Annotated in this window: 9 protein-coding genes; 1 reads left to right on the forward strand and 8 read right to left on the reverse strand. The window is 61.1% G+C overall.

Annotation, left to right across the window (positions count from 1 at the left end; all coding sequences use genetic code 11):
* Positions 1-108 precede the first annotated feature (108 nt).
* The 8 genes from ACGJAX_RS04360 to pilG form a co-directional block, all read right to left on the reverse strand.
* Positions 109-534 (reverse strand): hypothetical protein, encoded by a 426-nt coding sequence (locus ACGJAX_RS04360; protein WP_247254455.1) that lies wholly within the window; start codon positions 532-534, stop codon positions 109-111.
* Positions 497-1,126, reverse strand: a complete 630-nt coding sequence (locus ACGJAX_RS04365) for a nucleotidyltransferase domain-containing protein (RefSeq protein ID WP_090326052.1) — start codon at positions 1,124-1,126, stop codon at positions 497-499. The genes ACGJAX_RS04360 and ACGJAX_RS04365 overlap by 38 nt, the downstream gene beginning before the upstream one ends.
* Before the next feature lie 61 nt (positions 1,127-1,187).
* A complete protein-coding gene (locus ACGJAX_RS04370) occupies positions 1,188-1,655 on the reverse strand; it encodes a chemotaxis protein CheW (protein WP_247254453.1) in 468 nt (155 codons plus the stop codon).
* Entirely contained in the window at positions 1,648-7,656 is a 6,009-nt protein-coding gene (locus ACGJAX_RS04375; protein ID WP_390957543.1) for an Hpt domain-containing protein, read from the reverse strand. Before ACGJAX_RS04375 ends, ACGJAX_RS04370 begins: the two co-directional genes overlap by 8 nt.
* A gap of 49 nt (positions 7,657-7,705) precedes the next feature.
* Positions 7,706-9,766 carry a methyl-accepting chemotaxis protein gene (locus ACGJAX_RS04380; RefSeq protein WP_390957545.1) on the reverse strand — a complete coding sequence of 687 codons (2,061 nt, stop codon included), beginning with the start codon at positions 9,764-9,766 and terminating at the stop codon, positions 7,706-7,708.
* Between the two features lie 129 nt (positions 9,767-9,895).
* Positions 9,896-10,435, reverse strand: a complete 540-nt coding sequence (locus tag ACGJAX_RS04385) for a chemotaxis protein CheW (RefSeq protein WP_090326063.1) — start codon at positions 10,433-10,435, stop codon at positions 9,896-9,898.
* A gap of 10 nt (positions 10,436-10,445) precedes the next feature.
* On the reverse strand, positions 10,446-10,811 hold the full coding sequence (gene pilH / locus ACGJAX_RS04390) for a twitching motility response regulator PilH (protein WP_090326066.1): 366 nt from the start codon (positions 10,809-10,811) through the stop codon (positions 10,446-10,448).
* 57 nt (positions 10,812-10,868) lie between these two features.
* A complete protein-coding gene (gene pilG, locus ACGJAX_RS04395; RefSeq protein ID WP_090326068.1) occupies positions 10,869-11,273 on the reverse strand; it encodes a twitching motility response regulator PilG in 405 nt (134 codons plus the stop codon).
* Between the two features lie 360 nt (positions 11,274-11,633).
* Here pilG and gshB point away from each other — a divergent pair, with 360 nt between their 5' ends.
* Positions 11,634-12,587: a glutathione synthase gene (gshB, locus tag ACGJAX_RS04400; protein ID WP_247254451.1), complete on the forward strand. Its 954-nt coding sequence runs from the start codon at positions 11,634-11,636 to the stop codon at positions 12,585-12,587.
* The last annotated feature ends 44 nt before the right edge of the window (positions 12,588-12,631 follow it).

Below are 12,631 nucleotides of genomic sequence, written 5' to 3' on the forward strand. Positions count from 1 at the left end.
GACGCCTTCGCGGGCAAGCCCGCTCCCACAGGTATCGTGATTGCAAGAACAGTGTGGAAGCCGGCTTGCCGGCGATGGGGCCGTCAAAACGTTTCGAAGATTCCTGAATCACGGTTCTGCCATTTGCTGCTCCACCCCGATCAACAACTGCGCAGTACTTTCCAGCAACTGCCCCAGCAATGCCTCATCTTCATCCATATAGCCTTCGTACTCCGCCAGGTTGCGTCGTTCATGGCAAAGGGCGAACAGCCGAACCTGCACCTTGCTGAAACCTGCGGTGTGGATCAGGCACTGGAAAACCAGGTAACGCTTATCCGAACGGTAGCCACGCAATCGAAGCGCTGTCAGTGCAATGCCATGGGCAGCGTTGTAGGCCAGATCGAATCGGCTGGCGAAGGAAAGTGAAGAGGTTTGCGCATCTTTCAGGCGATCTGTTGCCGAACGCATCAAGCCTTCGCATTCCTTGCGATCGGGTGCTTCGGCCTTCAGTCCACCACTACGTAACAGGTTTTCCAGATTCTCGTTGCTGCCCATCCTTGGACTCCAAAGGGTTTTCCCCCATCAGGTTGATCTTCTCCTGTTGCGCTACCCGCATGACGAAGCTGTTTTCGGCCGTCAGTTTTGCAACCCAGTCATCAGGGGTGTAGAGCGTCGGATTAAGGGTGCGGCCCAGATGCTCTTCCAGAGGCAAGAGCCGCTCCATCACATCACTGTAGTGCAGCCCTTCCCCGATCAACATGAGGTCAATGTCACTGGATGCGATGGCCTGATCCTTGGCGATGGACCCATAAACAAACGCCCATGTGAGTTGTTCGGCGAAGGGTTGCAGTGCCTCACGCAAAGGCTCGGCGATACCGAATGTCTTGCGAGTAATACCCAACAGTTCGGCATAGATCGGGCAATCGGGATTGGCCTGGTAGTGGGTCTGATTACCCAGACGTGACATCGTCAGCACACCCGCTCGTTGCAAGCGGTCCAGTTCGCGCATGAGACTGCCTTTTCCGACCTGAGCCCAGCGGGCGATCTCGTTCGCGTAAAAGCTTCGGTCGGGTTTGCCAAACATAAGGCCCAGCACTTTTTGCTGGGTCGTGGTGAACAATGCTTCGCTCAGCGACAGGTTTTCCACGTCAACAACCAAAAGGTCCCAAAAAGGGAACTTTAGGTCCCTTTTTGGGAATCATCAACCTTCAAACCAACCCCGCCCCTACCAGCAACTCTTCCAACCCCAGCAAATCCGGAACCCTGGCCACTTGATCGCCCACTTGCACCGCCGCTTTTTCCAGCGAACAAAGCGGCACATCGACATAGCTCAACTGACTGTCGAGCTTGTACGAGCGGGGAATTCCCTGGACCAGCATGGCGATGAATTTCAGCTCGGGGCGGCCGCCGAGGGCGTTGAGGATGACGATCCGCGCGCGCTCTCCGATGACGACTTTACTGCCGCACGCCGACTCGAAACTGAGCAGCGGGATTTGCCGGTTGCGCCACGGTACTCGCCCGAGAAACCAGGGCGGCGAGTCGAGGTCGAACGCGGCGGGCTGGTAGTCGATCAGTTCGGCGACCGCGACGTTGGGCAGGATCAGGTTGCGGTCGGCCAGGGGCAGCAAAAGGCCAGTGAGGTGGCTGGTGCGCGGGTTGATCAGCCGCTCAAGCATGGGTTTTGCTCCATAGGGCAATGCTTTCGAGCAGGACCGATTCCTGGTACGGCTTGCCGAGGTAGTCGTTGACACCGATGGCCATGGCGCGGTCGCGGTGTTTCTGGCCGGTGCGCGAGGTGATCATGATGATGGGCAGGTGCTGAAAACGCTCGTCACTGCGGACTTGCCTGGCCACTTCGAAACCGTCCATGCGCGGCATTTCGATGTCGAGCAGCATCACGTCCGGCCTGTGCTCTTCGAGCAACAACATGGCGTCGACGCCGTCCTTGGCCGTCAGCACGTTCATGCCATGGCGTTCGAGCAAGCGGCTGGTGACCTTGCGTACGGTCACCGAGTCATCGACCACCATGATCAGCAACGGCCGTTGCGGCTCGGGCTCGACATCGTGATTGGCCGGACGCTGTGGCACATGGGCTTGCAGGGCGCGGATCGGCGCCAGCAAATCCAGAATCAGCACCACCCGGCCATCGCCCAGGATCGTCGCGCCAGACACGCCCTGCACGGCCGCGAACTGCGGGCCGAGGCTCTTGACCACGATCTCGCGAGTGCCGGCCATGGCGTCGACCAACACCGCGATGTGCCGCTCGTTGCACTGCACCAGCAGCACCGGCAGCGGCAGGTTCTGGCCCAGCAACCTCGGCCGTGGACTGGTCTTCAACAGCTCGCCCAGGTAGCACAGTTCATAGCGTTGCCCGGCGTATTCATAGGTCGGCGGGTCGAGGCGGAAGTGCCCTTCGAGTTCGTTGGGCAGCACACGGACGATCCCGTCGATGGTGTTCAACGGGATCGCGTATTGATCCTCGCCACATTGCACCATCAGCGCGCGGTTGACCGACACCGTGAACGGCAGGCGAATGCGGAAATGCACGCCCTGCCCCTGCACGGAATCGATGCTCATGCTGCCGCCCAGTTGCCGGACTTCTTCGTGCACGACATCCATGCCGACGCCGCGCCCGGAAATCTGGGTGATTTTCTCGGCCGTGGAGAACCCCGGCTGCAGGATGAATTGCAGCACGTCGCGGTCGCTGATTTCGCTGTTCGGGTCGAGCAGACCGCGCTTGATCGCCTTGCGCCGCACCGCCTCCAGCGGCACGCCGGCACCGTCGTCGCGGATATCGAAAATGATGTCGCCACCCTCGCGCGACAGGTCGAGGGTGATCCGTCCCTGGGCCGGTTTACCCGCCGCTATTCGCGCCTCGGCAGATTCAAGTCCATGGTCCACGGCATTGCGCAGCATGTGCTCCAGCGGCGCCGCCATGCGTTCGAGCACGTTGCGATCCATCTCGCCTTCGGCGTTTTCGACGATGAACTCAACGTCCTTGCCCAACTCCTCGGAAACCTGACGAACGATGCGTTTCAAGCGCGGCAGCATCTTTTCGAACGGCACCATGCGCGTGCGCATCAGGCCTTCCTGCAGCTCGGTGTTGATACGGCCCTGCTGTTGCAGCAGGTTTTCCGCGTCCTGATTGCGCCGGTCGAGGGTTTCCTTGAGGTCGAGCAGGTCGGAAGCGGACTCGAACAGTGCCCGCGACAGTTGCTGCAATTGTGAGTGACGGTCCATTTCCAGGGGATCGAACTCTTCGTAACCCAGGCGTTCGGCGTCGACTTGCTGGCGACTGAGGATCCGGCCCTGGGTTTCGATATCGAGCCGGCGCAACTGATCGCGCATCCGCTCGATGGTGGTTTCCATCTCGTTCAGGGCGATTTGCGCATCGCTGACCTGCTGCTCGATGCGGCCGCGAACAATCGATGACTCGCCGGCCAGGTTCACCAGGTCATCGAGCAGTTCCGCCGAGACCTTGACCATGTCGGCGCCGGCATCGGGTTGCAGCGGGGCTTCGGCTTTTGCGGCGACGGGCAGCGCGATTGGCGCGGGCGTTTCAGGCAGCGCCGGGTGGCTGAAATTCTTGATCGCGTCGATCAGTCGATCGGCCGGCGGCAAGGGTTCGCCGGCGCGGGTCGCGTCGAGCATTTGCGCCAGTCGGTCATGGCTGCGTTGCAGCAGCTCGAACAACGCCGCCGTGGGTTTCAGTACTCCGGCGGATAAACCTTCGTAGAGAAATTCCAGCTCATGAGCCAAATCGCCGATCGGGGTGATCTCCACCATGCGTGCGCCGCCCTTGAGCGTGTGCAGGTCGCGCAGCAGGGTTTCCACTTCCTGACGATTCGACGGCTCGGCCTGCCAGCGCACCAGCGCCGCACCAGAGCTTTCGATGATGTCGAAACCTTCCTCAAGGAAGATGTCCAGCAACTCGCTGTCGTGATGGGCCGAGTCATTGCTGGCCGCCGGCTCGATCAGATCGGCATGGCCTGCGTGTCCCTGGCGGAACGCACGGATCGCTTCGATCAGTTCGCCCGGATCGTCGAGGGGTTGATGCTGTTGAAGCTGTTCAAGCAAATGCGCCAAGCGATCGTGGCTGTGTTGCAACAAAGAAGCGAGCCCGTCGCTGTAGCTGTACCGGCGGTCCACCAGGCCTTCGTAAAGGCTTTCCAGTTCATGGGCCAGATCGCCGACCGGCTCGACCTCGGCCATGCGCGCGCCGCCTTTGAGGGTGTGCAAATCCCGTTGCAAGGACGACAGCGGCGCGGCATTGGACGGCTCGCTTAACCAGCGCTGCAAGGCCGGGCCGGCGCTTTCAAGGATATCCGCGGCTTCTTCGAGGAAGATCGAAACAATCTCGTCGTCCGGCTCGCGTTCCCTTGTAGGAGCGAGCCTGCTCGCGATGGATTCACAGGCGCCGCGTTTATCCTGCGATAACGCGTCATCGTTGACGACCATCGCTGGCAAGCCAGCGCCCACAGGGGGCAGGGAGTTTTCAAGTTCGGCGGTGGCATCAGACAGTTCGCGGATGCTCAGGGTACGGCTACCATCGCTACGGATCAGGCCCATGGCCGACGGGTCGAGACTCTGATCGAGCAAGCCGTGCAAGGCGCGAATCCGCTCCGGGCGCGGACTGACTTCCTGGCCGGCAGCCAGTTCGTCGAGCATGTTGATCAGCGCTTCATGGGCACTTTGCGCTTCATGGAAAAACGTCTCGCTGACCGCCAGGCTGCTTTCTTCCACGGCACCGTAAAGGTCGAGCAAGGCTTCGCACAGCTCATCCACCGGATGCAAATCAGCCAGGTGTGCACCTTCGCCGAGGGTGGTCAATTCATCCAGCAGCGCACTGAGTTCCTGGCGTTCGCCGGGGTGTTGCTGCCAGCGTTGCAACAGGCTTTCGGCGTCCAGCAGGATGTCCATCCCTTGGGCCAGAAAGTTGTTGATCAACTGCGGATCGCGCTTGATGCGCAGACCTGTGTTCGGGGTGTTCGACAGGCTGGCCAGACGTTCGGCCAACAAGGCCTGGGTGCGTTCGATCAATGCCGCCGCGTCAGGGATCTCGGCCAACGGGTCCGTCTTCAGTTGGCGCAAACCGAGGCGGAACAAACCTTCGGCTTCCAACAACAATTCGACTTCGTCCAGGTCGAGGGCGATCTGGTGGGCCTTGTATTCCCGGGCCAGTTGATCCAGCGGCGCAGCGAGCTCGGCAATCGGCAACACCCCGGCCATCGACGCACTGCCCTTGAGGGTGTGCAAGGCGCGCTGCAATTCATCGCTGGCCTGTAACGGCACGTGTTCGGCAGCCTGATCCAGAAAGCGATTGAGACTGCTCAAATGGGATTCGGCTTCTTTGCGGAAGATCTCCAGCAACAAAGGATCGAGGGCCGCGACGTCCTGGGTATCTTCATCCGCGGCCAATGCCTCGCCTTTGGCCAGGGCATGGGCCCGGGCGGCCAACTGGTCGACGTCGTTACACTGACGTTGGGCATTGGCGGCAAATTCGGCCACCAGCTCCGGCAACAGCGTCAACACATCGACCAGCAGTTGTTGCACCGCAGCGCCCGGGGCGACGCTGTGTTCCAGCACACGGTTGAGCAGGTTTTCCACGGCCCAGGCCAGTTCGCCGAGCACCAGTGCCCGGACCATTCGGCCGCTGCCCTTCAGCGTATGGAAAGCGCGACGCACTTCCCCCAGGGCTGACGGGTCATCAGGGTTGGCCGACCAGCGCGGCAGGTATTCCCGCAGGATGTCCAGCACCTCGTCGGTCTCTTCGAGGAACACTTCGCGCAGCTCGTCATCCACCGGTGCTTCACCGGCGGGCGGCGGCAGCAGGCTGCCCGGTGTGGTCTGGGCGGGCGGGTTGAGTGCCGACACCGGGCTGGCCAACACATCCGCCAGAGTCTGGACGACGGCCGGGGTGTCCAGTTCCTGCCTCTGCTGCATGACCTGCGCTTCGCTCGGACTCAGTACATCCTCGAGCACCGGCACATGCTGTTCGCTAGGGAAGAAACCGAGCGACGCCAGGCTTTTTTCGGCGATATCGAGCAACGACTCACCGGGTGCTTCCGGGTCATCGTTGAGGCGCTCCAGGTAGTATTCGAGGCTGGCGATCACGTCGGCCAGGCTGTCCAGTTCCTGCCAGCCGGGCTGACCGGGATCGAGCAACAGGTGCTCGCGGATGAAGTGATTGCAGGTGTCGATCAGGCTGGCCGCGCGGCTCAACGGAATCATCGCCAGCGCACCGCGAACCTGGGTCAGCAAGGCCGGCAGCGCCTGTAAATGCTGACGGTCCCAGTCGGCGTCGATGTAGTCGACGATCATGTCCTTGGCCTGTTGCAGGCAGATGCGCGCTTCCTTGATCACGATCTGGTGAATCTGCGTCAGATCAGTGGTCGGCAGACGGCTTTCTTCCTGACTCTCTGGCTCCACGGTGCCGACCATGCCGGCCAGCGTCGCTTCCACGTAGAGCAAGGCCCCGGCGACGTCCATGAGAATCGCGTCATCGGGTGCGCGCTGGCCCTGGGCGAGGCTCAGGACCACCGCCAATTGGTCAATGATGACCTTGCGCGGCTGACCGAAACCCAACACCGCCAGGGTGTCGGCGATTTGCCGCAGCGGCGCCAGCAGGCTGTCGAGATCGGAAGCGTGTTGACGGTCGCTGCGCACGAACAGGTCCAGGCGCTCCTTGACCCGCACCAGCTCTTCGCACAGTGCTGTCAGTACCGAACGCATGGCGTCGCGGTCAGGCCCTGCCAGTCGTGCACGTTCCTCATCGACCATTGCGCTGTCAGGCAGCGCGTCATCCAGTCCGTAGCGATCTTTCATGGTCAGCATCTGCCCGGTGGGGTGTTCGGCTTTGGCTATGTAGAACAGCAAACTCTTGAGCAGCTCCGGCGGCGCCGGTCGATTGATGGCGGGCATGCCCTGTTCGAGCAGGCGCTTGAGTTCTTTGTCGGCTTCCTTGAACAGGCTGCGCAAGGCAGGGCTGTTGGCAATCGCACCGGCGCGCATGCCTTCGACCAGCGCCGCAGCGATCTGCCACAACGGGCTCAGGGGTGCGTTACCGCACAGGCTTTCAAGGCGACTGAATACCTTGGCCAGATAACCGAGGTTGGTCTCGTCATCCTGCTCGCGGAGCAAGCCGACCAGGGCCATCTGCAACATTTGCCGCAATTTGCGCAGCACGCTCGGCAGGTCCGGCGGTTCCAGATGCGCCAGCGACGCTTCGTCCAGCGGCGGCAGATCGGGCAGCAGCGGGCTGAACAGGCTGGTTTCCGACAACAGGCCTTCGCCACGGGCGCTGCGCAGGTCGTTGATCAGCGGCAGCACCACCAGCGGCAGGTCGCGTCGCGCACCCTGGACCCGGTCGAGGTACATCGGCAGTTGCCCCAAGGCTTGCATCAGCAGGTGCAGCGCCTCGTCACGATGGCTGACGCGGCCCTGTTGCAGGGCGCTTACAAGCTGCTCCATCTCTTCGGCGAGCAGGGCCGCGCCGTAGAATTCGACCATCTGCAAACTGCCGTGAACCTGATGAATGTACGCCAGGCAATCGCTCAGCGCGTGCGTCGCCTGCGGATCATCCAGCAGGGTTTCGATGGCGTGATGAGCCTGCTTCAGCGTTTCGGCAATCTCGCCTTTGACCCATTCGAGGGCCACATAGTCGTGCCGATCACCCATAACCACCTCAGTTACCACTTCAGTCAAAATGCCAACGCCCGCAGGCGGTTCAAGCTTTGTCCGTCGCCTGCGCCTTGGCGGCCGGTAAGGTGAAACCGGACACCGACCGCCGCAACTGGCTGGCCATCTTCGCCAGGTTGCCAATGCTCTCGGCAGTGGCGGTGGAACCTGACGAGGTCTGCGTCGTGATTTGCTGGATCACATTCATCGTCAGGGAAATCTGACCGGCAGACGACGTCTGTTGTTGTGCGGCATTGGAAATACTCTGGATCAGCGCCGCCAGCGTCTTGGAAACCCCTTCGATTTCTTCCAGGGCCACACCCGCATCCTGCGCCAGCCGCGCACCCCGCACCACTTCGGTGGTGGTCTGTTCCATGGAAATCACGGCTTCGTTGGTGTCGGTCTGAATCGCCCGCACCAGTGTTTCGATCTGCCGGGTCGCGGCGGACGAGCGCTCGGCCAGACGCTGCACTTCATCGGCGACCACCGCGAAACCGCGTCCGGCATCACCGGCCATGGACGCCTGGATCGCCGCATTGAGGGCGAGGATGTTGGTTTGATCGGCAATGTCATCGATCAGGCTGACAATGTCGCCGATTTCCTGGGAAGACTCGCCAAGACGCTTGATCCGCTTGGCGGTGTCCTGAATCTGTTCACGGATGTTGTCCATGCCGTGGATGGTGTTGTGCACCACCTCGTTGCCCTTGTTGGCGATTTCCACCGAGCGTTCGGCCACCGCCGACGACTCGGCAGCGTTGGCCGACACCTGGTCGATGGATTCGGCCATCTCATTGATGGCGGTAGAGGCTTCGGCAATCTGCTGCGCCTGATGCTCCGACGCCTGCGCCAGGTGCATGGCGGTGGCCTGGGTTTCCTGCACGGCGGCCGCCACCTGGCCGGCCGTCAGGTTGATGGTCGCCACCAGGTCGCGCAGTTGATCCACGGAGTAATTGATCGAGTCGGCGATCGTGCCGGTGAAATCTTCGGTGACCGATGCCGTGACCGTCAGGTCGCCATCGGCCAGGTCCTCGATCTCGTCGAGCAGACGCATGATTGCGTTCTGGTTGCGCTCGTTTTTCTCGGCGGTTTCCCGCAGCTGGCGATTGGTTTCACGCACCATCACCAGGCCAATGAGGATGATGGAGGCCAACGCCAACAGACCCAGCACGTAACCGCCAATGGTGTCGGTGGTGCGCCCGCCCGCCAGGTTTTCGAAACCGTTGGCCAGGTGCGAGGCTTCATCGAGCAGGGTTTGCGACAGGCTGAAAATGTTGGTGGCCGATTCGCGCACCTTGAACAGTTCGGGCGAGGTTTCGAGGATTTCATCCACTGAACCCGAGACAAACTCGAACAGCTCGGAAATTTCGGTCAGTCGCGCGCGCGCATCACGGTCTTCGACCTGGCTGATCCTCTGCGACAGGTTGCCCTGGAGCATGCCGTTGAGCACCAGGCCGAAACGCGCCGCGTCGCGACCGAAAGCGTCGGCGGCCTGTTGCGAATTTTCATCGCCGGACAACACCGTGTTCACCGCGCCGAGAATCCGCTCAGCCAGCAGCGATTGACGTTGGGCCATCGCCACCTGACCCGCCGGAGCACCGCGCTGCAGCAGGATTTCCACCACCTTTTCGTATTCGACCTGCAACTGCGGCACGGTTTCGGCGAGGGTGGCGGCCACCTGATGCAGCGACAACACGGTCTGCTCGCTGGAGAGAATGGCGTCGGTGTTTTTCAGCAGGCGCTCCCAATCCAGTTGCACGGCGCGCATTTCCGGGCGCACGGTCGCCGGCGCTGGCGGCAAGCCGGTCGCCGGATCGCCTTTTTTCAGATAGCCCCAGCGCTGGGCAAAATCGTTGCGCGCATCGCTGAGCAGCTTGAATGCCGCAGCCTTGCCGGCGGCGGCCTCGGTGGCGTTTTTGGCAATGCGCTGGGACAGCACGCGCAATTCGCCAGCGTGGCCGATGTACTGCTTATCGTAGGTGGCCTGGGTGTTGAGGTACGCGAAGTTGGCGAACAACAGCATGATGAAGATGATCAGTGCGATAAACAGCACAATGATCTGCGACCGGCTGCGCGACCCTTCCATTGGCTTGCCTGCTTTTGCTTTCATCATCGGTCACCAACACCCTTTAAAGCTTGCCGAAGTACCTGAGGGAGCGAGCCTGCTCGCGATTCAGGTGCCGCGGCGCATCAGGAAAACCGCGTTATCGTTCAATCGCGAGCAAGCTCGCTCCCACAGGGTTTACAGGGCCACGTTCATGAATCCTTGCGAGCGTACCAGCGCAAACGGGCTGAACACCCGCCAACTCTGCTCGCCCTGGAAACAGCCTTCAACAAATGCCGCCATCGGCCCCTGCAATTCGTCAGCGGGCACGGCCTTCAGGCTGTCCTGAGCAAAGTGCTGCAGGCCGAAGACTTCGTCGACCATCAAGCCGGCAAACACATCTTCGTACTCCACCACCAATACCCGTCGCTGCCTTCGCGCGGTCGACAGTTCGTAACCAAAGAAGCCACACAGGTCCATGATCGGCAACAACCGTCCGCGCAGGTTGGCCACGCCCTTGACCCAAGGCTTGACCCCCGGCAGTTGCGTAAAGCGCGGCTCGTGCAACACCTCGCCGACTTCGCTCATGGGCGCAACATACCAGTGCTCGCCCACGCGAAAGCCGATGCCACTCCAACTGTCCTGCCGGGGTGGCTGGGACGGCAAGTCCGCGGCCAGCAGACGACAACGCTGGTCAATCTGCAGCAGCAGCTCGAAGGCGGTCAGCGACTCGGTCATGACCGGACAATCAACCGGGCAGGACGTTGTTCAGGGTCTTGATCAGGGTTTCTTCGTCGACGGGCTTGGTCAGGTAGTCCCTGGCCCCCTGGCGTGTGCCCCAGACCTTGTCGGTTTCCTGATCCTTGGTGGTGATGATGATCACCGGGATGTGCCCGGTTTCCGGGTCTTTGGTCAACTGACGGGTCGCCTGGAAACCGTTGAGGCCGGGCATGACGATGTCCATCAGCACCGCGTCGGGCTTTTCCAGGCGGGCCAGGGCCACGCCGTCGGCGCCGTTTTCGGCTTTCAATACTTCATGACCGTGCTTTTCCAGCATGCCGGTCAGTTTGTACATCTCAGTCGGCGAATCATCGACGATCAGAATACGAGCCATGGTCTTCCCCATTCTTGTCGACGCAAGGCCCGTTGGCCGAGCGTCACTGTAGGTGTCTTACTGCGGCAAAACGGCGGCAAAGCCCGGAACATGGGCCTGGATCGCGTTCAGCAGTTCTTCCTTGCTGAAAGGCTTGGTCAAAAACTGGTCGGAGCCGACGATACGCCCCTTGGCCTTGTCGAACAGCCCGTCCTTGGACGACAGCATAATCACTGGCGTGGACTTGAAAGCCGGGTTGTTCTTGATTAATGCGCAGGTTTGATAGCCATCCAGACGCGGCATCATGATGTCGACAAAGATGATGCCGGGGTGATTGTCGGCGATCTTGGCCAGGGCATCGAATCCGTCGATGGCCGTGATCACTTCACAGCCCACGTTTTTCAAGAGCGTTTCGGCGGTTCGGCGAATCGTCTTCGAATCGTCGATGACCATGACCTTCAAGGCGCTGGAATGCTGTTCCATAAATGCTCTACCGTCGCCTTTGCGAATCAAATTGTCCGTTTGCCGGTTAATGGCGGCCAGAAACCCTTGATACTCAAGGGCCAGTACAACTTGGCAGTCTTTTTAGCACAGTCTCCAACACCAATCTATCGGCCAACCTTCGAGGTGGTTTTTCCTTGACCGGGAACACACTCAGCGCCACTCTGACGCCACTTTACGGCCTGATCTTTTGTAGGAGCGAGCCGGCTCCGGGCGGCGTTCCGACGATGGTCGTCAACGATGACGCAGGCCGGCTGGAAAAATGCGGCGCCCTCAAGCCTATCGCGAGCAGGCTCGCTCCTACAGGTCATTCATACGCCCCCAACTTTCGAGGAAACACCCATGAGCGTTCGCGTCGGGATTGTCATGGACCCTATTGCCGGCATTTCCTATAAAAAGGATAGCTCGCTGGCCATGCTGCTGGCTGCGCAGAAGCGCGGCTGGGAACTGTTCTATATGGAGCAGCGTGACCTGTACCAGGCCGAAGGCCAGGCACGGGCGCGGATGCGTCCGCTGAAGGTCTTCGCCAATCCGGAAAAATGGTTCGAACTGGACGCCGAGCAGGACAATCTGCTGAGCGATCTGGACGTGATCCTGATGCGCAAGGATCCGCCGTTCGACATGGAGTTCGTCTACACCACGTATCTGCTCGAGCAAGCCGAAAGCGCTGGCGTGCTGGTGGTCAACAAACCGCAGAGCCTGCGTGACTGCAACGAAAAACTGTTCGCCACGCTGTTCCCGCAGTGCACGCCGCCGACCATCGTCAGCCGTCGCCCGGATGTGCTGCGCGAGTTCGCCGACCACCATGGGGACGTGATCCTCAAGCCGCTGGACGGCATGGGCGGCTCGTCGATCTTCCGCCACACCGCGGGCCACCCGAACCTGTCGGTGATCCTCGAGACCCTGACCCTGCACGGTCAACAGCAGATCATGATCCAGGGTTACCTGCCCGCCATCGTCGATGGTGACAAACGCATCCTGATGATCGACGGCGAACCGGTGGACTACTGCCTGGCGCGCATTCCCGCTGCCGGCGAAACCCGTGGCAACCTGGCCGCCGGTGGCCGTGGCGAAGCGCGTCCGCTGACCGAAAAAGACCGCTGGATCGCCGCGCAAGTCGGCCCGACCTTGCGCGAAAAGGGCCTGCTGTTCGTAGGCCTGGACGTGATCGGCGAACATCTGACGGAAATCAACGTCACCAGCCCGACCTGCATTCGCGAGATCGACAACGCCTTTGGCACCGACATCGGCGGCCTGCTGATGGATGCCATCGATCAGAAGCTCAAGGCTCGTTGAAAAGCCAAACCAACATTGCGTTATCATGCGCGGCCTGTGAAAAC

Source organism: Pseudomonas moorei (assembly GCF_042846945.1).
Classification (GTDB): Bacteria; Pseudomonadota; Gammaproteobacteria; order Pseudomonadales; family Pseudomonadaceae; genus Aquipseudomonas; species Aquipseudomonas moorei.

What these genes read in the sequence shown, in the direction of transcription:
- ACGJAX_RS04360 (WP_247254455.1), bottom strand. Translation starts at nt 534, where the DNA reads ATGGGCAGCAACGAGAATCTGGAAAACCTGTTACGTAGTGGTGGACTG.
- ACGJAX_RS04370 (WP_247254453.1), bottom strand. Translation starts at nt 1,655, where the DNA reads ATGCTTGAGCGGCTGATCAACCCGCGCACCAGCCACCTCACTGGCCTT.
- ACGJAX_RS04375 (WP_390957543.1), bottom strand. Translation starts at nt 7,656, where the DNA reads ATGGGTGATCGGCACGACTATGTGGCCCTCGAATGGGTCAAAGGCGAG.
- ACGJAX_RS04380 (WP_390957545.1), bottom strand. Translation starts at nt 9,766, where the DNA reads ATGATGAAAGCAAAAGCAGGCAAGCCAATGGAAGGGTCGCGCAGCCGG.
- ACGJAX_RS04385 (WP_090326063.1), bottom strand. Translation starts at nt 10,435, where the DNA reads ATGACCGAGTCGCTGACCGCCTTCGAGCTGCTGCTGCAGATTGACCAG.
- pilH (WP_090326066.1), bottom strand. Translation starts at nt 10,811, where the DNA reads ATGGCTCGTATTCTGATCGTCGATGATTCGCCGACTGAGATGTACAAA.
- pilG (WP_090326068.1), bottom strand. Translation starts at nt 11,273, where the DNA reads ATGGAACAGCATTCCAGCGCCTTGAAGGTCATGGTCATCGACGATTCG.
- gshB (WP_247254451.1), top strand. Translation starts at nt 11,634, where the DNA reads ATGAGCGTTCGCGTCGGGATTGTCATGGACCCTATTGCCGGCATTTCC.